Source organism: Brevundimonas sp. TWP2-1 (assembly GCF_049897645.1).
Lineage (GTDB): Bacteria > Pseudomonadota > Alphaproteobacteria > Caulobacterales > Caulobacteraceae > Brevundimonas.
The window spans coordinates 1,185,023-1,206,163 of sequence record NZ_JAFCWR010000001.1 but is presented as its reverse complement, the minus strand read 5'-3'; the positions used below and the strand labels follow the sequence as shown (position 1 = coordinate 1,206,163).

Genomic DNA, 21,141 nt, shown 5'->3' with positions numbered 1-21,141 from the left:
TTCTCATCGGACCACCTCCGGATCGGCGCGGTACGAGGTCACCTGGAATCCGAGCGGATTGCGCAGGCGATCCGGCTCCGACATCGGCGCGCGCGTATAGGTGAAGGCGATGGTGGCGATCCAATCGCTCTCCACGATCTGCTGGGCCTGACGCACCGTGCGATGGAACCGCACATTGGCGACGCCTTCATTGATGAAGCCAATGGCGCGGATGGCGATCACGGCCTCGGCCTCAGGTCCGTAGAGATTCTGCGGACTGGCTGGGTTGGAGCCGCGATAGAGGTCGGCCCAGCGGCGTTGCTCCGTTGCGCCCGACAGGATCGAGACCAGGGCGAAGCTTTCCTCGGCGGCGGGGTCGAGATAGCCCTCCCGGGCCCGGACGTACTGGCCGAGGAAGTATTTGCTGACGGCCTCGGCATAGGTGGCCGGGCCTTCGGCCGAAGAGAGACCCCGCACCACATCGACCGCGCCGGTGGTCTGGTCGACCCGCACGACGAAGGGTTCGGTGGTCTTGAGCGGGGTCAGCACCGCCACCGCCGCGACGGCGACGACGGTCAGGCCGGCGGCCACGGCCGCCACGGTCCAGGCCAGCCGGCGCGATCGTATGGCGGCGCTGAGCCGGTCCTGATCCCATCGCCGCGCTTCGGCGAAATAGGCTTTCAGATCGGGGGAGGGGACGCCGGTCATGTGCAGCCTCCCGCGCCAGGATCGATGGACGAAGCCGCGTCGGCTGCGGGCGCGGGCGTGTGCGACGCCGCCGGCGAGAGGATCGAACCGTAGGGATTGGCGGGTCGACGATGGCGGCCGTCGCAGACCGGCGGATCGGCGGTCCGGAAGGTGGCGCAGGCGGACACGGCCTGGACCGCCAGGGTGATCGATACGACGCGGGACAATGTTCGAAGAAAGGGCATCAGCGGGCTCCTGTGGGACGGATGGATCCGCCGCCGCGCGGCGGTTGACGGCTGGCCTCGAGAGGACCCCGCGCGACGGCGCTGGGGCTGGATCCCAGGGAGGCGGCGTTGGCGAAGTCGGCGAGCCCGGCGCTGGCGCCGCCGGCGATGCCGGCCGCGATCGCGGGTGTCTGCAGGAAGAAGATCGCGCCGAGCAGGCAGAGGGCGATGAAGATCAGGCCGCCGACCATCGGGTCGCCGCCCTCGATCGCGCCCCACTGATCCCGGACCAGCGACAGGACGAGCTGGAAGATGGTGATGATCAGGGCGAACAGGACCAGGTAGTTCACTGCCTGGGACAGCCAGCCGAAGAAGAAGCGCCGCGTCGCGTCGAACAGGGCGCAGGCGATGAATATGGGGCCCAGCGTGACCAGAAGGGCCAGCGCCAGTTTGGCGACAAGAACAACGCCGAAACCGAGCGCGCAGGCCAGGGCGCCGACGATGAAGACGACCGCGGCGACGATCCAGGGCGACGGGTCGAAGGCCGATCCTTCGCTGCCGATCTTCTCTCCGAGATAGCCGGCGTAGGCGAGGAACTGGTCGAAGGCCGCGCCGACGTTCGGCGTCTCCGCACCGCTGATGGCCCGCGTCAGAAGGTTCGGCAGGTCGCGGAACAGCGGCTCGGTGACGAAGTCCGAATAGGCCGGGGTGGTGGCCAGCACATAGATGAACAGCAGCTTGATCGCGCGGATCGCGAAATCCATGACCGGTTCGCTGATCGCGCCCCGGAAGATCGCGAAGCCATAGAGGACGATGTAGAGGACCAGGGCGATGCGCAGCGGGCCTTCGACCTCGGCGATCACCGCGCCCAGCCGGTCCCCGAGGAAGGCGCTCAGCCGTTCGTCGAGGAAGACATAGGCCGGCTCAAAGACCCGAAACGACATGGCGACCTCCTAGAAACCCTGCCGGTAGGCGGCCATGCGGTCGGCCCGCCGGACCTCGGCGAGCCGCGCCTGGGCGGCGTCACAGCCGTGCCGGCGGGCGCCGCGTTCGCAGTCCACGACGGCCGCCTCGAGCGCGGCGCGATCCGGGCGCGGCTCAGCCCTCGGAGATTCCGGCTCGCCGCAACCCGCCAGCAGGCCGAGCAGGACCAGGGCGGCTTTCACTGAAAAGCCTGACGGTAGGCGTCCATGCGGGCCGACCGTTCCGCGGCGATCCGCTCCCGCGCCCGCTGTTCCTCGAGACGGGCTTCGGCGGCCTGGGTCAGGGCCAGGCCCTGCAGCCGGACCTGTTCGTTTTGGATCAGGGCCTGTTCCGCCGCGAGCCGGGCGTTCAGGTCCATCACGGCCCGCGCGTTCGGCGCGGTGTCGAGCGCGCGACGCAGCGTCTCCAGGCCTTCGAGACGATCGGTCGCCGACCGGTCGACGGCCTCGCCGATCGCCAGATCACGGGCGGTCCGCGCGCCTGACCGCTCCAGGGCGTCGGCGGCGGTGGACGGCGCAGCTGGCGTATAGACGCGGGTCTCGCGGCGGATCGCGTCGGCCCGCTCGGCCAGTTCGCCGAGCGCCGACAGGTCCCCGTCGGCGGCCGACCGCAGGGTGGCCATGTCGGGCAGGGGATTGCGGATATCGGGGAGGCCCAGCCGTGCAGCGATAGCGTTGACGTTGGACAGGTCGTTGAGGCTGGCGAAGAGTTCCTCGCCCTGCTGGACCTGGGCCTTCAGGCTGTCGAGCTGTTCGATGGCAGTGCGCGCATCCTTGACCATCTGGGCGAAGGACGTCGGGTCATAGACAACCTGTTGGGCGTGGGCCGGAACAGCGGTCATCGCGGCCAGGGCGACGGCGATCGAAAGGATGGAGCGTCTCATGTCAGTCTCCTCTGGGAATGGAAGGGGCCCCGCCAGTCGGCGTAGTCGTCCCCGGTCTCGGCTCTCAGCCGGTCGAGAAGGGCGACGGTTTCGGATCGTCCGGACAGGACGGCCAGCGCGTCATCCAGCCCCTTGAGGTCAAGCTCCACGACCACGCTGTCGTGACCCTGTTTGACCAGGAAGCGATGAGACTCCGGCGTCAGCTCGTCCCGGATCAGTCGGAACTCCTCCTCGCTCAGGCCGAAGCCTTCGACATAGTCGCGGGCCTGGCCGTGGGCGTTCGGCAGGAAAATCTTGGTCGCGCACTGTTCGAGGATGGTGTGGGCGATCGGTGAGCGCAGCGCGTCGGCCGGGGACTGGGTGCCGAACACCATCAGGGCGTTCTGCTTGCGCCAGGTCTTCAGGCCGTCCTGGGCCAGGTCGGTGAAGGCGGCGTCGCCCAGCACCTTCCAGAACTCGTCGATGTCGAGGACGAGCCTGCGCCCATCCACCCGCTGGGCGATCCGGTGAAAGAGGTAGAGCATCATCGGCGTGCGGACCTCGGGGTGGTCCAGCACATCGGTCATGTCGAAACCGGCGAAGCGGGCGTCGAGCGACAGGGCGTCGTCCTCGCCGTCCAGAGCCCAGCCAAGCGGCCCGCCCCGGACCCAGCGTTCCAGCCGCGCCCCCACGCCGCCCACGTCCGATTGACCGAGCAAGCTGCGCAGGGCCGAAAGCGAGCGTCGCTCGCGCGGGAGGGCCTCAAGCGCGGCGACCGCTTCGTCGATGGCGCGCGCTTCCGGGACCGACAGGGTCTCGTTCGGTCGGGCGACCAGGGTCCGCACCAGTCGGCTGAGGAAGGCGCGATTGGCGGGTGACGGCTCCAATGCCTTGAAGGGCGCGAACCCTGTGGGCACGCCGTTGCGCAGGGCCAGATAGGTGCCGCCGCAGGCCCGAACGAAGATCTCGGCGCCCCGGTCCTTGTCGATGAACAGCTGCTGGGCGTCGAACCGCTCCAGCTGCGCCAGCATGAAGTTCTGGACGACCGTCTTGCCCGACCCGGAGGGGCCGCAGATGAAGGTGTGGCCGAGATCGCCGACGTGGAAGTTGAAGTAGAAAGGGGATCCGGCCGTCGTGCGCAGCGTCGCCACAGCCGGTCCCCAGTGATTGCCGTGAGGCTTTCCGACGGGATAGGCGTGGAAAGGCGCGAGGGCGGCGAAGTTGCGTGAAGTGATCGCGGCCGGACGCGTGCGCCGCGCGAAGCCGCCGGGGAACTGGGACCAGAAGGCGGCCTCGAGGCCGAGGTCCTCACGGGCGACGACCAGGCCGGAGTCGGCCAGATACGCCCGCGCCTTCGAAAGGTGGTCGGCCAGGGCGGCGGGCGTGTCGCCGTAGACCAGGACGGACGCCTGGTGTTCGCCGAGCACGAACCGGTTGCTGACCAGATCGTCCAGCGCGTCCGAAAGGCCGTCGATCTGGGAAGCGGCGCGGTCACGCGCGGAGACCATCTGGTTCTGCTTGCGCTCCATCACCGATCGCCCGGCCGCCTTGGACAGGAAGGCGAAGGACTGGGTCATGACGAACCCGAAAGGCGCGCTCAGCAGCGCGTTCCACAGTCCGGGCCGGGTCGAGGGCGGATATTCCTTGATGGCGAGGACGCCCGCGTAACGGCCTGCGTCGACGTCCCGAAGCTCCAGGCTTTCGCGTCCGAAGATGACGCGCACCGTATGAACCGCGGATCCGAGATGGCCGTAAACGATGGGGACGCGTCCTGGCCGCCCGGTAAGGACGAGCCGAACCAGCTCCATCGGTTCGGAGCACCAGATGTCTCCGTGTTGGTACAGGCCAAGGCGGCGCGGCGCATAGCGGCCGAGATACTGCTCAAGATCGCGCGCGGCGTCCTCGAGCCGCTTGATCAGTTCGGGGGCGACCTCCGTGTCCTGACGGCGGGCGGTCTGCAGGCGACGCATGAGCGCCGCAGCGCGATCGCCGGCATCACGGCCGGGATGGAGCACCAGGGTGACAAAGAGTTCGTTGACGAACAGCCGCCGGCCTCCGAGCCGCGCTTCGTAGGCCTGACTCAGATCGCGTGCGAAGTCGGAGCGGAACCCGCCCATGACCTCGGGCTGGACCTCGCGCCGAACGATGTGGTGCCAGACCGCCAACCGGTCGTCGGCGAGGTTGCGCCAGGTCTGGTTGAGCTTGACGTGCCAGTCGTTCAGATCGCGCGGGTCGGCGGTCTCGAACGCCGCGCCCTGAAGCTGGAAGGCGATCATCAGCGCCCCGCTATCGAGCGTGACGATGTGGTCCGAGGCGTGGCGTGCATAGGGCAGGCCGGCCAGGGCGTCGCCCTCCCTGCGCAGACGCGACGGCGATAGACGGAGCTCACCCACGGAGCAGCTCCCTTGCGCTGTAACGCCGGACAAGGGGGAGGGGTGTCGCCGAGCTGCCGCCCCACAGGGCGCCGTTGCGGGACCGGCCCTTGGTGTCGACGAAGACCAGCAGAAGCCGGAAGGCGTTGTGGTCCACCTTGCAGATCGCCCGGAAGACCAGATGCAGGGCCGGGGCGATCAGCAGATTGAGCAGGCTGCCGCCGACGAGAAAGGCCAGGCCGGAGATCATGACGTTGACGCCCATGGCCTCCATGGGCACGCCCAGGATCATCGCCGGCCGAGTGCAGGCGAGGAACAGAGGCTCTTCGATCAGTCGTTCCTCAGCCATGGTCCGCCCCGCTCAGAACCAGGGCGGCTTTCGCCACGGCGAGACCGACCAGACCGCCGCCCAGAGCCTGGGCGAAGCGTGCCGGCGAGATCAGCCGGACGCCGAGCATCAGCGTCAGCGCCAGGCCGCCGGCGATCCCCGCGACGATCAGACAGGCATCGGCCCGGGCCATCAGGCGCCGCCCGTGATCAGGCCGACGATCTCGGCGGCGCCGAAGACCACCACGATGCCGAGAATGACGATGGCGGCGCGCCGCAGATCGAACAGGCCGAACATCCACAGGATGCCGACGATGACGACCGCCAGGATGGCCAACAGCCTGGCCGTGTTGCCGGTCAGCATGTCGACCACGTTCTGCAGCAGGCCCTCGACATTGGCCGAGGCGAAGGCGGGCTGCACCGACATCAGGGTTGTCGCCAGGGCGATCGCTCCGACCGCGCATTGGCGGCGTCGAATGGGGGACAGGGTCACGGGTTGACGCTCCAGGTTTGGGTCTGTGAGGCGGGGGCGAAGAGGACGATCGCGCTGGCGGTGGCGCGCGCGAACACGTCCCAGGCGGCGGGTGGCGCGACGGGGTCTGGCGCCACCTGATCGGGGAGTGAGCCTGATGCGGCTTCGGATAGCGGCGGCGCGGAGACGGCCAGGCCCAGGCGCGCCGCGGACGCTTCCACGCGCGCGACATAGCCGTTGCGAAAGCCGCGATCGGGATGACCGGTGTTGTATCGGGACAGGGCCACGCGCAGGGCCTGCTGACGGTCAAAGGCCGTCGATGCGGGATCGAAGCCGGCGCGCAGCACGGTCCCTGCCGCGGTGAGGTTGCGGCAGGGGTCGAAGGCGTCCTCTACACTCAGACGCAGCCATCCCAGATTGCTGGAGTTGATCTGGGCGAGACCTAGATCGATGTTGGCGCCCGAGGCGATCAGGCGGCGTGCGACCCGCGCCGCTTCCTCGCGCGTCCTGGGCTGACGCACGGCGGCGCCGCGATTGACGCCGATCGCCAGGGCGTTGAAGCGGCTTTCCGTATGCGCGATCGCGGCCAGCGTCTGCGGTGAGACGCCGGGCGCGCACTGGGCGGAAAGGGCGAGGACGAGGGCGAGATCGAGCAAGGCAGGGCTCCGTTGAGAGCCCTCAGCAGACCGCATCGGCCGCGCACGTTCGATCCGCTAGGGCGCCACCGGAGAGCTACGGGGTGAAGCTCCGGGGCTCGGCGGCGCGGCGATCGTCTCTCACCAGAAGAGCGACGGCCTGCACTCGGGTCCTGACCCCGAGCCACCGGCACCCCAGCAGGATGTGGTCGTCGACCGTGCGGGCCGACAAGCCGAGGCGGCGTGCGATCTGCCGAGATGACAGCCCCTGGCCGGCCAGACGCAGACAGTCGGCCTGGCGAGCGGATAGGCCGTCGCTGGAACGCGGTAGGGCGTGATCGGGCGGGAGGGAAAGCGACTGGGTCATAGACTCAAGCCAGACCCGGATCGAAGTTTGCGGCAAGACCGCAAGGTTCACGCAGCGAATTTACGGTGTGAGGCGAACCGTGATCAGTCTTCCTCGTCTTTCGAGGGCGTGACCAACCGTCCGATCCGTTCATCGAGCCAGGCCTTGGCCGCGTCATCGCGTCTCACGGCCTGCATTCCGAGATCCTTCAGGGTTCGGGTAAAAGCGTTGATGATCGAGCGTGTGTCGAGCTCCATGATCGCGTCGCCGACCTCCTCGTCGAACTCCTGGGTCACGACCCGAAGCGCGAGCATCGCCTTGTTGTCTGCGCAGCGAACGGCGAACTCCGGGGACCCCAACGCCATGCAGTCGATGATGGCGTAAGGATCGCTGTCCGTGGCCTCCGCGAAGCGGTGGATACGCTCGAGATTGATCTTTCCCCTCCCGGCCTCGAAGTGTTCGTAGGACCGCTTGGCCATGCCCATAGCCTCGGCGACCTCGGCCGGCTTCATCCGCCGATAAAGTCGGATCAGGCGCAGGGCTGACGCCAGGATTTCGTTTTGAGAGCGGGGACGATCGCTTTCCATCTGCTCGGCTGCCTCGGGTTGTGGAGGTCAACGCGATTCTCGACGCCTTACTCCCGGTGGTTGAAAAATGCGGCAGTTGAGCATCAAATGAAAGACGGGAAGCTCACGGTGTCCCAAGTCTTGCGCAAGGTGCGCAAAGAACAGGCGGTTATCGTATGAAAACTTTCGGCCGGTTCTTGGCTGCTTATAATCTGTGGATGGAGTGGGTGGCGTCGGTGGAGAATGCGCGAACCAATGGCCATGCGCCGCAGCTGGGCGGCCTGTGATGCGTGAGCGGGACCAGTTCGCCGTGGCCCGAACCGCCTTGGCAGGGTACGCCGCAGCCGGGCGGTTCGGTTGGGGGCATCCGCTCGTGGCCACCAGCCTGGCCACCGAACTCGGCCTCAGCCCGACGCCCGTCCGCGAGGCCCTCGCCCACCTCGCCGGTGAAGGGATAATCGAGCATCGACCGGGCCGAGGTTATTTCGCGCCTAGCCCGACAGCGGCTGATATTGCTGGCTTATACGAGCTTCACCTTCAGTTCCTTCTGTGGTCCTCGACCACCGATGTTCCGCAAGAGGTGTCGCCCATGGACCCGCCGGTCGACGAGGTCCTGCGGATCGAAAGCGTGTTTGATAGGCTCGCCGAGAGAGGCGCTAACAGTGCGGTGCTCGAAGCCTACCGCCGGATTCGTCTCCAACTCAGGCCGATCCGCCGGATCGAAGTTCTGCTGCAGGACACCGGTTTGGACAGCGTTCTGCGGATTGAAAGTCTTCGGCGAGAGGGGCAGTGGGACGCTGTGGCGGAAAATCTGGACGAGTATCACGAACAGAGAATCGCCCTTTCGCCGTCTCTTGAGAAAGTGATGCGGCAATCTGCTTGAAGTATATTCCAAATATAGTTTGAAAATACGATGTTTGCGGCCCCTCCTGTTGCGACCGGTCATTCCGGCCGGATGAAGGAGGCAAGTCATGCTGAAGACAACGATGTCGAGCCTGATCGCACTGGGCTCTGCGCGGCGTGAAACCCGCGCCATTTCCGACGGGACCCACATGGAGCTCATCGGCGGCCAATTCTACACCAAGGCCGGTGTGGGATCCGAGGTCACGCGTCTGGGCTCCGCGCGGGAAGAAACCCGGGCGGTCGAGGACGGCAAACGGGCCGAACTCGTGCCCGAGCTTCGCTACGCCACAGCGGAAGTCCGCCTCAGCTGAGCGGTCGGCGGAGCCTCCGGCGGCGCCGGGGGCTCCGCTCGCTCAAGGAGATGATTATGAAACGTCTCGCGTCGGGACTGATCTTTTGTGGCGCCGTTCGGCAAACGACCCGTGCCTGTGATTTCGGCGATCGAACCGAGCTGATCCCGCCCTATTTCTACAACCAGCCGACCTCGCTGCGCGGGGCATCCCGCCGATGAGACAAAGAGCGCGGCTGACCGCCCTATCCGATGGAGTCTCGAGCCGAGAGCCAGCGATCCCACACGCCCTTCCAAGGCCCCAGGACCCGCCCGAGCGGTTTTTGAAAGCCGGCGTATACGGCGTGGCGGTGGGGGAAGATCTCGCCCTATTGGACATCGGCGCCGACGCCTATCTGTGTCTCCCGGGCGGCGCATCGGGGCTCGGCGGCGATGGCAGCATCTTGCGCCTGTCCGGCCCGAACGCCGCCGCCGTCGTGGAAGCGGGGTTGGGGGCCGATCAGGCGGGCCCCGCAATCAGAAGGCCACCGGGCTTGCCGAGCCTGACCCTCATCCACGACACAGCCCCCAACGTCTCGCTTGGCGATGTGCTGAGGGGGCTTGGGGCTGTCCGGGACATTCGCCGGGCGCTTCGCGGAGAGGGGCTGCATCCCATCCTCGCGGTCGCTCCAGATCATGATCGCGTGGTGGACCGGGTGGCGGTCGCCCACGCGGCCAAAACATTCTGGCGCCTCTCGCCATGGCTGCCCATGGAGGGCGAATGCCTCGTCCGCTCGGCGATGCTGATGAGCTACCTGCGCCGCGCCGGGCTATCAGCGGACTGGGTCTTCGGCGTTCGTCTTTGGCCGTTCGCGGCGCACTGCTGGGTCCAGATCGACGATCTCTGCCTCAACGACGATATCGAACGTCTGGCGGCCTACACGCCGATTTATTGCCGATGAACGTCTCCACGCCCGATCGCCGGGGTTATGTGGTCATCGACCAGGATGGCGCCGATCGGGATCGCCCGGAGTGGGTCGAAGCCGTTCGCCAGCTTCTTGCTGCAGGGTGGCGCAAGGCGCTCGACATCAATGGGATGATCATCTTCCTGGGGCCGGACTCGCCCTTGAAGGTGACCCAGGTTCATCGGCAACACTTCCTGATTGGGGACTGGCGGGGAGGGGATGAATTTCTATCGACCTTGATTGCGCTGCACCGATCTGACGCCGCCCTGGCGCAAGCCGTCGTGTCTCAGGGCTGGGGTCGTTACGTCCTCGTTTGGCGCGGCGATGACGGCGATCTGCGCCTTCTGCGCGATCCCAGTGGCGCGCTTGACTGCATCTGCTGGCGTTATGGCGCGAGCTGGGTCGCCACCAGCCAACCTCCGGAGGCGTTGAACGCCGTTTTTCCAGACGACCTCGCGATCGATTGGACGGTTCTGGGCGAAATCATCGGCGCGGTGAATCTGGCCTCGGATCACCTCGCCCTGACGGGGCTGCACGCGGTGACGCCAGGGAGCCTGGCCCGGTTGGCTCACAGTGTCACTCAGGAGGCGATCTGGACGCCCGCCCGGTTCGCGGCGACCGTCCGTGACTGGGACGACAGGCCGGAGGCCTTGGTCGGCGTCGTCGATCGGACCGTTGCGGCGCTGGTTGAGGGTCACAATCGCATCGTCACCGAAATCTCAGGCGGCCTGGATTCGGCGATTGTGGCCGCCAGCTTGGTGGCGAACGGCGGGGCTCCGAAGTCCCGGTTCGTGAACTACTTTGACGACCAGCCGGAAGGCGATGAGCGCGCCTTCGCCCGAGCGGCGGCTCACACGCTGGGCGTTGATCTCGAGGAGGTCCACAAGCCGGTCGCAGCCTTGACCCGACAGCAGTTTGACCCGCTCGGTCAAAGCGTTCGCCCAGCGCTCCACGGCATCGACATGGTCTATGACGCCGAGATGGCCGGCCGGGCGCGCAAGGTCCGCGCCACGGGGCTGCTCACGGGGCAAGGCGGTGACGCCGTCTTCTTCCAGTCACCCGACCCCCTGGTCGTGGCGGACAGGTTCCGGCGCGAGGGCCTGAGAGGTTTGAACCCGGGTTATGTGGCGTCCGTGGCGCGGTGGACCCGGCACTCCGTCTGGACCATCGCCAGACATAGTCTTTTTCCGAAGCCGCGCCCGCCCGCCACGACGCGACGCCATCGGTGGGTCGAAGGGGCGGAGGCGCTGCCGCCCGCCAAGGCGCGCCAGGTTCTGCAACTCGCCAACTGCCAAACCTTCTGGAGCGACTGCCTGCGCGCCCGCTCGGCGACCCTCCTGCATCCGCTGCTGACGCAGCCGGTCATGGAGCATTGCCTCGCCATCCCCACGGACTGTCTCACACGCGGCGCACGGGATCGCGGCCTGGCCAGGATCGCGTTTGAAGACCGGTTGCCGCCGTCGATCACTGAGCGGCGCGACAAGGGAGATCTTAGCCGCTTCTATGCTTCGGTCGTGCGCCAGAGCGTGGATGTTGTGACCGACCTGCTCGTCGAGGGACGGTTGGCGGAAAAGGGTTTGATCAGTACCGACGACTTCGACAAAGCCCTCTCCGATGCGCACCTAATCTGGGATCCCGCGACCAACCGTTTTCTCATCCTCGGTGCGATCGAGGTTTGGGCGCGAAGCTGGGAGGGGCGTCTCGATCGGGTGAGACGGGCCAAGGTAGCGGTTGAACCAGTCGAGAATGCGTAGGTGCAGGTCTCTGATGTTCGCAGGACTGGCGAATTCGTGGCTCTGCCCGAAGTAGGTGACCAGCTCCGCCTCGCGATTGAGACGGTAGAGGGCGCCGAAGATCGAATCGAAGCGCGATCCGTCGAAGTCGCTTTGGATAAGCAGGATGGGCGTGCGGATCCGATCCACTGCATAAAGCGGGCTGCGCTCGACGTAGCGGTTCGGATTGGTCCCCAAGGGCACGCCAAGGCCACCCTGTCCGCCCTCGAGCCACCCGCTCTGAATGGCCACGCCCGCTTCCCCGCTCAACTGTGAATACAGGCGTGGCTCATAGGCTTCGCTGAGGTCGCCATAGCCGTTTGAGGCGATGATCGCCTTGAAGTCATCCGTCTGCGTCGCGGCGCGAAGGACGCCGTATCCGCCGAAGCTGTGACCGACCAAGGCCGCGCGCGTGGCGTCGCAGCGGTCTGCCGCGCAGCCCATCTGGACGATCGAGACGAGCTCAGGTCCTAGGTGATCGAGGTCCGAGGTGGGTGAGGCCTGCTGCGGCAAGCTGGGCATGAGCACGGCGTAGCCAGCCGCTGAAAGGATGGCCGGATTGATGTGCAGCTTGAGGGTGCCCGGCAGGAGTCGTCCGGGCGGCGTTGGGAAGGTCTGGCCGGGATAGGCGATCACGACCACCGGCGGAGGACTGGACGTCGGGACGGCGGGTAACAGTAACCAGCTGCGCAGCGGCTGCCCCTCCGAACCCGTGTGTTCGATCGGCACGACAGCGCCCCAGCTGCGGCGATCGAGGTCGTCATTGACGGAGGCCAGCTCGACCGCTCCGGTGTCGGTTCGCAGGCGGACCTGCGTCGCACCGCCCGGCGAACGGCGGCGGGTGACGACGAAGGTGGCGTCCGGGCTTGCCGCGACGACGGTCTCGTCGTCGGCAAGGGCGCCGAAGCAGTGCGCCGGACCGCTGGATCGTCGCAAACAGTCCTGCGCGTTTAGCAGGACAGATTGGCCGAGCCGCTCGGGCGCTGGATTTTGCGTGGCCCGCGCGCCGAGATCGCTCGCCGTCCCGGCATCGACGAGCCGTCCCTGGAGGTCGGCGGGAGAGGGCTCTCCTCTGAGAGGCGTCAGGCCTGTCTGTCGCGCGAGGAAGGTTGCGCCGTCGAAGCGGACCAGGGCTTCGCCGTCCTCGACCTGGGCAAAGATCCGGCGTCGTCCGCTACGATCGTTTGTCAGCCAGGCTTTCGAGCCGTCGGCCAGACGAACCTGAACGACAGGGCGATCGTCGTCCCAACTGGCCCGGGCGATGGGGATCGTCTGGCTATCGCCGTCGATCCACGGTGTGGCCGTGTCCAGGTCGATCGCCTGCGCGGAGCCGCTGTGATCAAGCAGCCAGAACCGCCCGGCCTCGAAACGGCCCCCGGGCTGTCTCGCGAACGCGATCAGCCGGTCCGAGCGCGGCGACCATGTCATCAGGTGCGATGTAAAATCCTGATCGGGCAAAGGCTCGACAGACGATCCCGTTTCAAGGTCGGCCAGGAGGATGCGCCGAACCCGTTTCGGCGTTCCGGTGAAGAGCACCGTGTCCAGGCCGTACTGGATGTCTGCGCCGTCAAGCAGAGCCGCTGCCGTCTGCCCGTCCGGCGACAGCGAGACGTCGATGATGGCGCCTTCGACGAGGAGGGTCTCGCGCCCCGTTGTGAGATCGACTCGAAGGAGTTGAAGCGGCGTGCCTTTGTCCCGGGTGTCGCGCGCCGCCCCACTCGAGATGGAAATCGACGATGGCGAATGTCCGGCCTCGGCCCGCCGCCAGAGTTCGGTCTGCTTCACGACCGACTGGGCGTAGACCCCGATGATGTAGGGCAACACACCATTTCGCCGGGCGACGACCAGGAGCTCGCTTTCCGAGCGCCAGACGACGGTTTCACCAAAGCGCGCCGGCTCCGGTGACAGGTCGAGCCACCGCATCGCGCCGGTGGCCAGCGTCATCACCCCCAGGCTCCAGCCGGTCTCGGAGAGCCGATAGACCACCATCTGCGCGCCGCTTGGCGAGAATGGCCCCGACACGAAGCCCTTCGAATGGCCCGGATCCTCAAGGCTTTGACGAAGGACGCCGTCTGTCGCGGAGAAGACCTGCAGCCGGCTCAAAAGCGTCTCGGTGTAGAAGTCGTATTTGTAGGTGCTCGCGCTGTTCCAGGGTGCCTGTCGCTCCAGGACGATCCAGCGGCTGTCCGGCGATATGCGGACATTGCCGATGCCTTCTTGCCCGACCAGGTCGTCGATCGTGAAGGGGGGAAGGCCGCCGGGCTGGGCGGGCGTCTGACACAAGGTCGGGCTCGCGGCGACCAGAAGGGTCGCCGCGGCCACAAGGCCGAGGAACGGTTTCATCACCAGGCCCGCGTCAACTGGATGGCGATGAATCGGCCAAGAACATTGGTGTTTGCGGCGTCGTAGGCGACGCCCTCGGGGGCGTCGTAGAAGGGCGGATCGGTGTTGAGAAGGTTCTGCACGTTCACCGTCAGCGTCGTCCCTTCGAGCGGTCCGCGCATCGGCGCGTAGCGAATCTGGACGTCAGCTGTCGTCCATGAGCCGATGGGGCGACCCGTAACGTCAGGGTAGCCCCCGACGTAGTTGACCGCCGCCGAGGCGCCCCAGTCGCGACGGGTCCAGCTTGCCGACGCCCGCGCCCGCAGATCGACGGGCAGGTTGGGACCATTGATGCCGGACTGAACGGGCGCGGTCGGGGTCGCGCGGGTATCGAACCGGTCGAGATAGGTCAGGTTGGCGTCGAGCTCGAACGCATGGTCGCCGACGTCGAAGGCGTAGCCGAGATTGGCGTCGATCCCTTCGAGCAGCACGCTGGACGTGTTCACAAACCGGGCATCGACGATGGCGCCGTAGGCCTCGGCGGGGAACAGATCGGCAAGCGCTGTCGTCGGCAGGTCCAGCAACGCCTGCATGTCGGCGCGGTCCTGCGCGTTGTTGATCGGATCGATGATGCGAACGAAGGCCGACAGGGCGGGGTTGGTGAGGGCGGTGGTGAGGGCCGTGAAGGCGGGCTGACCGATCTGGTTGTCGAAATCGATCCGGAACAGATTGAGGCCCACGCGAAGGCCGGGAAGAACCACTGGCCGATAGTCTCCGCCAAGCGTCCAGCTCTTGGCCTGCTCGGGCTCAAGGTCGGGATTGCCGCCGTAGAGAATTTCGGCAAGCACCTGCTGCGATCCGCGCGGGAGGAACGTCGGGCTCTGGTCCGCCGTCTCGTTCAGTTCGCGCAGCGCCGGCGCCCGAAAGGACTCGCCGTAGTTGGCGCGCAGTATCAGTTCGGAATAGGGCTGCCACAGAACCCCGACCTTGGGGCTGGTCGTTTGACCGGCGTCGGAATAATTCTCGAACCGACCGGCGATCGATAGCTCAAGCCTCTCGAATCCAGCGCGGCGGTTTGCGGCACTGAAGAGGGGGATGCGGACTTCCGCGAAGGCGGACGCCACCTCGCGGTCGAAGGCGACGGGGACGCCGACCGACGGCGCTACGCCTGATGTGAAGCTTGTGTCCTGACGTTCGAAGGTCTCGCGGCGGAAGGCGACGCCCGCGGCCAGTTTGGCGTCCCCGGCGGGAAGGGTGAACAGGGACCCGTCCGCCAGGGCATTGACGGACGAAACCGTCGTCTCCCCGACCCCGCGCGCCCAGCCGGAGCCAATGAACGCCAAGGCTGCCGGCGAGCTGTTCGAGCCGTCGGCGAAGGGATTGAAGTATCCATCGCGCGGTGCGCTGTAGGCGGTCGCCGGATTATCGGCGATCGCGCCGAGCGCCTCGCGCAGGAAGGTAGAGTTCAGCTGATTGCTGCTTGAGTTTTCACCGTGTTCGCGCGCGTAGGCGGCGTAAGTGTCCAGCCGCCAGCTTCCTGCCAGATCGATCTTGGCCCCGATCGAACCGCCCAGGCTTTCGGCGCGGCCTTCGATCCTCGGATTGCCGAGATCGCGGCCGAAATTATAGGCGATGATGTGTGATGTCGCGCCTGTCGGAGACACAAAATAGGGGTTAGCTGCGGTCACGGTGAAGGTCGTTGGAAACCCTTGAGACACCGCCTCAAACTCGCGCAGGCCATAGCGAACATCGGCGTTGACCGAGACGCGGTCGCCGAGGTCCTGATTGAGGACCAGATAGGCGCTGTGTCGGTTTTGCTCCGGCAGGACGTTCAGGCCCTCGCGGTGATTGTAGAGATTGCCCTGACCGACGATGAAGTCACTCGGGCTCAGGCCTTCGCCATTCTGCCCACTGGGGATGGCGTAGGTGGGGACATAGCCGCCGGCTGCGGCGTCGAAGACGACGATGTTGCCGGGGTTGCTGAAGATGCGACGCCGGTCGGATCCTCCGAACCGCCGCAAGTCCGCGTCGTTCGCCCGGTCCCGCTCGGATGCCGCCAGGCGGCTGCGGTCATTGTATTCATAGGTGCCCAGGACCGAGCCTGACGACCACCGGCTCCCTACGGTGTGGGCAATCTGGAGCTCATCGCTCGCCCCATCCGAGGTGACGCCGTACCGGACCCGCGTCTCGGCGCCGTCATAGTCCTCACGCAGGATGATGTTGACCACGCCGCCCACGGCATCCGCTCCGTACAGCGCTGACGCACCATCGAGCAGCACGTCGATGCGGGCCACGGCGCTGGTCGGTATTGTGGAGACATCGGCGAAGTCGCCCTTGTTTCCTGTGCCCGCCATTCGTCGGCCGTTGACCAGAACGAGAGTCGCATCGCTGCCCAAGCCGCGCAGATTGACGCCCGAGGCGTAAAAGCTGTTCGTACCCGTCCGGTCGCCGCCGTTGCTCATTGCGGCATCGTTACCGGTGCCGCCAAAATTCTGGGGCAGGGCGGCAAGCGCTTGGGCAACTGTTCCATGCCCCTGTCGGTCGATATCGCCCCGGGTCACGGTGATGACTGGCGACGGGCCGTCAGCGACGCCGCGGATCAAACTGCCAGTGACGATCACCTCGTCGATCTCAATCGCCTCATCTGCTGCCTCCGCCCGGACGGAAGGATCAAAGACGACCAGAGTGTTCGGGCTCGTGCGCCGCGCCCTCAGGCCCGTGCCCTGCAGTAGCGCGGTCAGCGCCTGATCGGTCCGCAGCGCGCCGCTGACGCCCGGAGACTGACGGCCGGCTACGAGGTCGGTGGAATAGAGGATTTGCTCGCCGCTCTGCGCCGCGAACAGCGGAAGAGTGGTTTCTAGCGGGCCGGCCGGGACGCGGAACTGGACGGCAGGGGATTGCGCCTGGGCGACGACAGGCATTGCCGCCGCGACAGCGAGTGCTCCGAAAGCAGACGAACAGAGACCGATACGCATAATAATCCCCCGAAATGGATATCCGCACAGACGCGGTTCGGGGAAGAGACGAAGGGGCGCGGCAAAACCCCTCAGCGCGCGCTCATAATTTTCGCGGGGGCGTCACGAATGACGATCTGACCGGAAGCCGTGCGGTCGGCGACGACCGGATAGAGCTCGGTCAGCGCGGACACGAAGCCCTCGACATCGCCCGTGTTGAAAGCGCCGCTGACAGCGATATCGGCGATGGCGGGCGCATCCAGGACGACCTTGGACGCGGTGTAGCGATTGACCTCGGCCACAGCGGCTTCGACGGTGTCGCCGGCGAAGATGAGGCGGCCGGATGTCCAGCTGGTCTCCGACGCCGCATCCACCGACCGGACGGCTGGACGAGGCGAGGCGGTGACAATCTGCTGGCCCGGGGCGAGGGACCATCGCGGCGTGGCTTGCCCCCGGTCTACGACATCGACCTTGCCTTCGACGAGCGTCACCTGCGCGCCGCCGCCCGCGCGGCGGACGTCAAACCGGGTTCCCACGGCGGTGACGTCGGTCGCGCCGGCGCGAACAACGAAGGGGCGGGCAGGATCGCCCTCCACATCGAAGAAGGCCTGGCCGCTCGCCAGCTCTACAGCACGGCGACGGCCGGTGAGCCTGACGGTGATGCGAGACTCGGTGTCCAGGGTAACCTTTGACCCATCGGCCAGGACGACGATCCGCCGTTCGCCCAGCCCGGTTTCATAGGACAGAGGACGGGCAGACCACATTGTCACGCCGACAACCACGGCGGCGACGGCCGCCACGGCGCCGATCGGTAAAAGGCCTTTGGCGAGGCGGCCCTGCAGTTTGCGCGAGGCGTCGGCGCGTGCGCGGGCCCCTGCAGTCAAGGCGGCGATATCGGCGTCGCCCTTGAGGCTCCCGGCCGCCTCCCACATCGTTTCTATCCGGGCATAGGCTTCAGCGTTCGCAGGAGTGCGGCGCCATTGACTGAAAGCAGTGATGTCCGAAGCCGCCACCCGCTTCTGGTTGAGGGTGGCGAACCACGACGCGGCCTCGCGTCGTCTTACGTCCAGGTCATTATCGGCAGTCATCGTTCGTGCCTTAGACGTCCAGTTGGGCCATGCAGTGCTCAACAGCCTTGGCCATCCGCCGTTCAACCGTAGCCAGGCTGATCCCGTGGGCCAGAGCAATCTCCGGATATGTCATACCGTCAAACCGGCTCAAGACGAAGACGTCCCGATACAGCGGCGGCATGGTCAGGAGAACCTGCTTGAGGTGAAGCCGGTCGACAGGCGCGTCGGCCGCTGTGACCCACATAGGAATCGCCCCCTGCATCGCCCGGTCCCGCAGCGCCATCCGGCGTCGCTCGTCGCGAACCAGGTTTAGCGCGACGCGAAGAAGCAGAGCCTTGGGGTGGCGGATATCTTCGAGGAGATAGGGAGCCAGGCGAAGATAGGTTTCCTGCACCACATCGGCGGCTTCATCGGCGCCCACACGTCCGCGCAGCCGTCTTCCCAACCACCCCGAATAGCGTCGGTAGAGCCCATTCAGGCTCGCCGCAGCGCCCGGATCCATCTCCTTCACATCGCTCAAGGCGACCTCCCGCCGGTTTTCAGGAGGCAGGAATCCGAGAGCGCGCCCGCCTCGACCGGGCGCACACAGGGGTGCGCCGCGGTCACCAGCGGACGGACGCCGCGCGTCGAGGCGCGGTCGTAAAGATTGAGCTTCGCACAGGGGATTCCCGGCCCCTGTCGACGCAAGCGCCGACGGCCGACAATGAATCAAAGCGAGTCCCGGTGCAAGGCGGAGGGGTCGGGCGAGGAATCCTCTGCGAAGAGGCCCGCTACTTCAGGGTGAAACGCCGCCTCCGCCGCTGACGGACCCCGGCTCAAGTTGCGCCCGTATCTGACGGCGCCCGACGCCGGACTGTGTAAGCGGTCGCCAAAGCAGGGGCAATCAGTCTCTGGCGCTGGCTTCGATCCTGAGGGGCGGCGGGTCCGACGTCGATTCTCCGCAACTTTCTTGCGGAGAATGCGCAACTCCCCTGTGTTGCTCGTGGCCGCTGGTCCGTTCAGCCTTCACCGGTCAATCGCGAGTGAAATCATGGCTCCGAACCTCCAACCGAATGTCGGCTCTCGAGTATTCGCCTTGAGCCCGCGAGAGCTGGAGTGCCTTTTGTGGGTCAGTCGCGGCAAGAGTTCGGGAGATATCGGCGCCATCCTCGGATTGTCGCCGCGCACGGTCGACAGCTACCTTGAGAAGGTGTGCTCGAAGCTGCGCGTGCGCACCCGGATAGAGGCCGTCGCGGTCGGGGTGGGGGCTGGGGTTATCGAACCGGAGTGACATCGTTGGTCACACGCGATACGCGAGTTTTCCGATGAGAATCGGAGCATGATTGCGCGCCTGAACGGTGATCAGGTCGCTTATGCCCGGAGACGTCGTCCAAGCTTTCGCCGGGGAGATCGCATCACGCGATGTGCGTCGCCTCGAATCCTATCTGTCGGAGCAGGTCGCGGCCCAGTTCGACATCGCGGGCGAACTCGTCGGACGTACAGCGCTTCTCGGCTTCTGGCGTCGGCTTTTCCAAAGCTATTCTCTGTTCGAACTTCACATCCTCAAGTCCGTCACCCAGGGCGAGTTGGTCATCGCCGAAAGCCTCTATCTGCTGGCCGCGAACCGTGGCCTCGTCATGAACGTCCGCGTCATCAACGTTTTCGAGGTTGAGAAGGGCGTGATCACTCGGTGGCGCGATCACGCCGATCTGGCCGAGGTGCCTCTGGCGGAGAAGGATCGTTGGCGTCGCCTCAGCGCCGCCCGTTGGTGAGGAGGGGAGGGGGCGGGCCGGGAACTTCTGTGTGAAGCTCGACGTCTTCACCCGTGATCGCCGCCGACGCAGAACGTCCCCTGGCTCAAGATCAAAGGCTATCCGGTCGAGGCCCGCCGGGGACCATCTTAGCCGGAGTAGGAACCAAGCCAAACCCTTGAGTGCGGTGCGCGCGCCAGAGCTTGCGGGCGTGCGCCGACGCCGCTCGAACGCCGCCAGTGATCGGTCCACCCTCTGACCCGCGGAACGCAGGACGAGGCTTGACAGGCCGGGGCGTTCGCGCCCGTTAGGGGGGGGGCAGTGCGAAGTCAGGATCCGGGATGAACACGTCTGAACTTCGCGACGGCCTCGAAGCCCGACAGGTCTGGATCTATTTCGCCGCCGTGATCGTCGCGACGGCCATTGGGTTCGTGATCCCGGGCACGGCGGTGCTGGAATCGGCGATCAATCCGGCGCTGGCCCTGATGCTGTTCGTCACCTTCCTGCAGGTGCCCGTCGCCGCCCTCGGCCGGGCGCTTCAGGAATTGCGGTTCATGGGCGCCTTGCTGGCCGTGAACTTCATCGCCGTGCCTCTGCTTGTCCTGGGCCTGGTGCAGTTCCTGCCGGCCGATCCCCTGATCCGTCTCGGCGTGCTGATGGTGCTGCTCTGTCCCTGCATCGACTATGTCGTGACCTTCGCTCATCTGGGTCGAGCGGATGCCCGGTTGCTCCTGGCCTCGACACCGGTGCTGCTGATTGCCCAGATGGCGCTCTTGCCCATCTATCTGCGTCTGTTCCTCGGCGCCGAGGCGGCGGCCTATGTGCAGCCAGGTCCGTTCATCCACGCCTTCGTCTGGCTGATCGCCATCCCGTTCGTTCTGGCGGCGCTGGTCCAGACCTGGGCGGCCCGCAGCAAAACGGGCGAGCGAGTCTCGTCTGGTCTCGGCCTGGCGCCGGTGCCGGCCACGGCCTTGGTGCTCTTCATCGTCGTCGCCGCGGTCATGCCGCAACTCGGACAGACCCTCGACCGGACCCTGAGTGTCGTGCCGGTCTATGTCGCCTTCTCCGTGCTGGCGCCGCTCATCGGATGGGCCGTCTCGCGGCTCGCAGGGCTGACGCCGGAAGCCGGCCGCGCCGTCGCCTTCAGCGCCGGGACCCGCAACTCGCTCGTGGTCCTGCCGCTGGCCCTGGTCGTGCCCGGCGCCATCCCCCTGGTCCCGGCCATCATCGTCACCCAGACTCTGATCGAGCTCCTGGCGGAGTTGGTCTACATCCGCGGCATCCCCGGGCTGGGACGTCGGTCAGCCTGATCAGGGGAACGCTAAAGCTTGATTGTTTCCATAGTTCGACTAATTCAGAACTATGGAAACGGAAGCCTCGATTCTCGCTCTCGCCGCCTTGGCGCAGTCTACGCGGCTGGAGGCGTTTCGTCTCCTCGTGCGCCACGAACCCGGCGGTTTGCCGGCCGGTGAGATCTCGAACCATCTGGCCATCCCGGCCAATACACTGTCGTCCCATCTCGGCGTTCTGACCCGCGCGGGGCTGATCAGGTCGGAGCGGCGCAGCCGCTCGATCATTTACCGGGCCGACCTGGACCGGTTCCGCGGGCTGGTCCTGTTCCTGCTTAAGGACTGCTGCGAGGGGAGGGCGGACCTGTGTCAGCCCTTGCTGGCCGAATTCGCACCCTGCCGCCCCTGAGGATC

24 protein-coding genes and 1 pseudogene are annotated in these 21,141 nt (G+C 66.4%); 9 read left to right on the top strand and 16 right to left on the bottom strand.

The genetic code is table 11. The annotated features are described in order from the left end of the window. Nucleotides 1-3: 3 nt before the first annotated feature. The 12 genes from ACP7BH_RS06070 to ACP7BH_RS06015 all read right to left on the bottom strand — a co-directional run bounded on the left by ACP7BH_RS06070 (nt 4) and on the right by ACP7BH_RS06015 (nt 7,475). On the bottom strand, nt 4-687 hold the full coding sequence (locus ACP7BH_RS06070; RefSeq protein WP_134581282.1) for a virB8 family protein: 684 nt from the start codon (nt 685-687) through the stop codon (nt 4-6). After that, the gene (locus tag ACP7BH_RS06065) at nt 684-911 is read right to left on the bottom strand and encodes a hypothetical protein (RefSeq protein ID WP_134581281.1); all 228 of its coding nucleotides are present in this window, start codon (nt 909-911) and stop codon (nt 684-686) included. The genes ACP7BH_RS06070 and ACP7BH_RS06065 overlap by 4 nt, the downstream gene beginning before the upstream one ends. After that, entirely contained in the window at nt 911-1,834 is a 924-nt protein-coding gene (locus ACP7BH_RS06060; protein WP_134581280.1) for a type IV secretion system protein, read from the bottom strand. Before ACP7BH_RS06060 ends, ACP7BH_RS06065 begins: the two co-directional genes overlap by 1 nt. A gap of 9 nt (nt 1,835-1,843) precedes the next feature. Beyond that, nucleotides 1,844-2,056, bottom strand: coding sequence for a hypothetical protein (locus ACP7BH_RS06055; RefSeq protein ID WP_134581279.1), 213 nt, complete (start codon nt 2,054-2,056; stop codon nt 1,844-1,846). After that, a complete protein-coding gene (locus tag ACP7BH_RS06050; protein ID WP_134581278.1) occupies nt 2,053-2,757 on the bottom strand; it encodes a type IV secretion system protein in 705 nt (234 codons plus the stop codon). Before ACP7BH_RS06050 ends, ACP7BH_RS06055 begins: the two co-directional genes overlap by 4 nt. Continuing rightward, nucleotides 2,754-5,129 carry a VirB4 family type IV secretion/conjugal transfer ATPase gene (locus ACP7BH_RS06045; protein WP_134581277.1) on the bottom strand — a complete coding sequence of 792 codons (2,376 nt, stop codon included), beginning with the start codon at nt 5,127-5,129 and terminating at the stop codon, nt 2,754-2,756. The genes ACP7BH_RS06050 and ACP7BH_RS06045 overlap by 4 nt, the downstream gene beginning before the upstream one ends. Beyond that, nucleotides 5,122-5,457, bottom strand: coding sequence for a type IV secretion system protein VirB3 (locus tag ACP7BH_RS06040; RefSeq protein ID WP_313633073.1), 336 nt, complete (start codon nt 5,455-5,457; stop codon nt 5,122-5,124). Before ACP7BH_RS06040 ends, ACP7BH_RS06045 begins: the two co-directional genes overlap by 8 nt. Then, nucleotides 5,450-5,629 (bottom strand): hypothetical protein, encoded by a 180-nt coding sequence (locus tag ACP7BH_RS06035; RefSeq protein ID WP_134581276.1) that lies wholly within the window; start codon nt 5,627-5,629, stop codon nt 5,450-5,452. The genes ACP7BH_RS06040 and ACP7BH_RS06035 overlap by 8 nt, the downstream gene beginning before the upstream one ends. Beyond that, nucleotides 5,629-5,928: a TrbC/VirB2 family protein gene (locus ACP7BH_RS06030; protein ID WP_244093369.1), complete on the bottom strand. Its 300-nt coding sequence runs from the start codon at nt 5,926-5,928 to the stop codon at nt 5,629-5,631. The genes ACP7BH_RS06035 and ACP7BH_RS06030 overlap by 1 nt, the downstream gene beginning before the upstream one ends. Then, complete coding sequence (locus tag ACP7BH_RS06025) at nt 5,925-6,563, bottom strand: lytic transglycosylase domain-containing protein (RefSeq protein ID WP_313633072.1); 639 nt, start codon at nt 6,561-6,563, stop codon at nt 5,925-5,927. The genes ACP7BH_RS06030 and ACP7BH_RS06025 overlap by 4 nt, the downstream gene beginning before the upstream one ends. A gap of 76 nt (nt 6,564-6,639) precedes the next feature. After that, nucleotides 6,640-6,909 (bottom strand): LuxR C-terminal-related transcriptional regulator, encoded by a 270-nt coding sequence (locus ACP7BH_RS06020; protein WP_425982954.1) that lies wholly within the window; start codon nt 6,907-6,909, stop codon nt 6,640-6,642. 83 nt (nt 6,910-6,992) lie between these two features. Continuing rightward, a complete protein-coding gene (locus ACP7BH_RS06015) occupies nt 6,993-7,475 on the bottom strand; it encodes a helix-turn-helix transcriptional regulator (protein WP_313633070.1) in 483 nt (160 codons plus the stop codon). A 265-nt stretch (nt 7,476-7,740) separates the two neighbouring features. On the opposite strand from ACP7BH_RS06015, the gene ACP7BH_RS06010 reads away from it, so the two are divergent. The 5 genes and pseudogenes from ACP7BH_RS06010 to ACP7BH_RS05990 form a co-directional block, all read left to right on the top strand. After that, nucleotides 7,741-8,337 carry a GntR family transcriptional regulator gene (locus ACP7BH_RS06010; protein WP_313633069.1) on the top strand — a complete coding sequence of 199 codons (597 nt, stop codon included), beginning with the start codon at nt 7,741-7,743 and terminating at the stop codon, nt 8,335-8,337. 88 nt (nt 8,338-8,425) lie between these two features. Next, nucleotides 8,426-8,668 carry a hypothetical protein gene (locus tag ACP7BH_RS06005; protein ID WP_304936750.1) on the top strand — a complete coding sequence of 81 codons (243 nt, stop codon included), beginning with the start codon at nt 8,426-8,428 and terminating at the stop codon, nt 8,666-8,668. 56 nt (nt 8,669-8,724) lie between these two features. Next, a complete protein-coding gene (locus ACP7BH_RS06000) occupies nt 8,725-8,868 on the top strand; it encodes a hypothetical protein (protein WP_313633066.1) in 144 nt (47 codons plus the stop codon). A gap of 101 nt (nt 8,869-8,969) precedes the next feature. Then, the gene (locus ACP7BH_RS05995; RefSeq protein ID WP_425982956.1) at nt 8,970-9,587 is read left to right on the top strand and encodes a lasso peptide biosynthesis B2 protein; all 618 of its coding nucleotides are present in this window, start codon (nt 8,970-8,972) and stop codon (nt 9,585-9,587) included. Next, nucleotides 9,584-11,203 (top strand): annotated as a pseudogene (locus ACP7BH_RS05990) (asparagine synthase-related protein); the annotation flags it as partial. The gene ACP7BH_RS05995 and the pseudogene ACP7BH_RS05990, both read left to right, overlap by 4 nt. A gap of 9 nt (nt 11,204-11,212) precedes the next feature. Here the strand turns inward: ACP7BH_RS05990 and ACP7BH_RS05985 are convergent. The 4 genes from ACP7BH_RS05985 to ACP7BH_RS05970 form a co-directional block, all read right to left on the bottom strand. After that, nucleotides 11,213-13,705, bottom strand: coding sequence for a prolyl oligopeptidase family serine peptidase (locus tag ACP7BH_RS05985; protein WP_313633063.1), 2,493 nt, complete (start codon nt 13,703-13,705; stop codon nt 11,213-11,215). Next, entirely contained in the window at nt 13,705-16,605 is a 2,901-nt protein-coding gene (locus ACP7BH_RS05980; RefSeq protein WP_425982960.1) for a TonB-dependent receptor, read from the bottom strand. The genes ACP7BH_RS05985 and ACP7BH_RS05980 overlap by 1 nt, the downstream gene beginning before the upstream one ends. Nucleotides 16,606-16,730: 125 nt before the next feature. Next, nucleotides 16,731-17,792, bottom strand: a complete 1,062-nt coding sequence (locus ACP7BH_RS05975; RefSeq protein ID WP_426043334.1) for a FecR family protein — start codon at nt 17,790-17,792, stop codon at nt 16,731-16,733. Continuing rightward, on the bottom strand, nt 17,737-18,219 hold the full coding sequence (locus tag ACP7BH_RS05970) for an RNA polymerase sigma factor (RefSeq protein ID WP_244093384.1): 483 nt from the start codon (nt 18,217-18,219) through the stop codon (nt 17,737-17,739). The genes ACP7BH_RS05975 and ACP7BH_RS05970 overlap by 56 nt, the downstream gene beginning before the upstream one ends. A gap of 519 nt (nt 18,220-18,738) precedes the next feature. Between ACP7BH_RS05970 and ACP7BH_RS05965 the strand changes: the two genes are divergently transcribed. From ACP7BH_RS05965 to ACP7BH_RS05950, 4 genes are all read left to right on the top strand, one after another. Next, entirely contained in the window at nt 18,739-18,978 is a 240-nt protein-coding gene (locus tag ACP7BH_RS05965) for a helix-turn-helix transcriptional regulator (RefSeq protein WP_313633059.1), read from the top strand. An 82-nt stretch (nt 18,979-19,060) separates the two neighbouring features. After that, on the top strand, nt 19,061-19,459 hold the full coding sequence (locus ACP7BH_RS05960; protein WP_292036970.1) for a nuclear transport factor 2 family protein: 399 nt from the start codon (nt 19,061-19,063) through the stop codon (nt 19,457-19,459). Between the two features lie 320 nt (nt 19,460-19,779). After that, a complete protein-coding gene (locus tag ACP7BH_RS05955) occupies nt 19,780-20,748 on the top strand; it encodes an arsenic resistance protein (protein ID WP_292036971.1) in 969 nt (322 codons plus the stop codon). A gap of 52 nt (nt 20,749-20,800) precedes the next feature. After that, nucleotides 20,801-21,136, top strand: coding sequence for a metalloregulator ArsR/SmtB family transcription factor (locus ACP7BH_RS05950; RefSeq protein ID WP_313633057.1), 336 nt, complete (start codon nt 20,801-20,803; stop codon nt 21,134-21,136). The last annotated feature ends 5 nt before the right edge of the window (nt 21,137-21,141 follow it).

Bases quoted from the DNA above. Each gene is read 5' to 3' on its own strand.
- ACP7BH_RS06060 (WP_134581280.1), bottom strand. From the start codon at position 1,834: ATGTCGTTTCGGGTCTTTGAGCCGGCCTATGTCTTCCTCGACGAACGG.
- ACP7BH_RS05965 (WP_313633059.1), top strand. From the start codon at position 18,739: ATGGCTCCGAACCTCCAACCGAATGTCGGCTCTCGAGTATTCGCCTTG.
- ACP7BH_RS05985 (WP_313633063.1), bottom strand. From the start codon at position 13,705: ATGAAACCGTTCCTCGGCCTTGTGGCCGCGGCGACCCTTCTGGTCGCC.
- ACP7BH_RS06040 (WP_313633073.1), bottom strand. From the start codon at position 5,457: ATGGCTGAGGAACGACTGATCGAAGAGCCTCTGTTCCTCGCCTGCACT.
- ACP7BH_RS05980 (WP_425982960.1), bottom strand. From the start codon at position 16,605: ATGCCTGTCGTCGCCCAGGCGCAATCCCCTGCCGTCCAGTTCCGCGTC.
- ACP7BH_RS06015 (WP_313633070.1), bottom strand. From the start codon at position 7,475: ATGGAAAGCGATCGTCCCCGCTCTCAAAACGAAATCCTGGCGTCAGCC.
- ACP7BH_RS06010 (WP_313633069.1), top strand. From the start codon at position 7,741: ATGCGTGAGCGGGACCAGTTCGCCGTGGCCCGAACCGCCTTGGCAGGG.
- ACP7BH_RS05955 (WP_292036971.1), top strand. From the start codon at position 19,780: ATGAACACGTCTGAACTTCGCGACGGCCTCGAAGCCCGACAGGTCTGG.
- ACP7BH_RS06000 (WP_313633066.1), top strand. From the start codon at position 8,725: ATGAAACGTCTCGCGTCGGGACTGATCTTTTGTGGCGCCGTTCGGCAA.
- ACP7BH_RS06020 (WP_425982954.1), bottom strand. From the start codon at position 6,909: ATGACCCAGTCGCTTTCCCTCCCGCCCGATCACGCCCTACCGCGTTCC.
- ACP7BH_RS06065 (WP_134581281.1), bottom strand. From the start codon at position 911: ATGCCCTTTCTTCGAACATTGTCCCGCGTCGTATCGATCACCCTGGCG.
- ACP7BH_RS05950 (WP_313633057.1), top strand. From the start codon at position 20,801: ATGGAAACGGAAGCCTCGATTCTCGCTCTCGCCGCCTTGGCGCAGTCT.
- ACP7BH_RS06070 (WP_134581282.1), bottom strand. From the start codon at position 687: ATGACCGGCGTCCCCTCCCCCGATCTGAAAGCCTATTTCGCCGAAGCG.
- ACP7BH_RS06050 (WP_134581278.1), bottom strand. From the start codon at position 2,757: ATGAGACGCTCCATCCTTTCGATCGCCGTCGCCCTGGCCGCGATGACC.
- ACP7BH_RS05960 (WP_292036970.1), top strand. From the start codon at position 19,061: ATGCCCGGAGACGTCGTCCAAGCTTTCGCCGGGGAGATCGCATCACGC.
- ACP7BH_RS06035 (WP_134581276.1), bottom strand. From the start codon at position 5,629: ATGGCCCGGGCCGATGCCTGTCTGATCGTCGCGGGGATCGCCGGCGGC.
- ACP7BH_RS06005 (WP_304936750.1), top strand. From the start codon at position 8,426: ATGCTGAAGACAACGATGTCGAGCCTGATCGCACTGGGCTCTGCGCGG.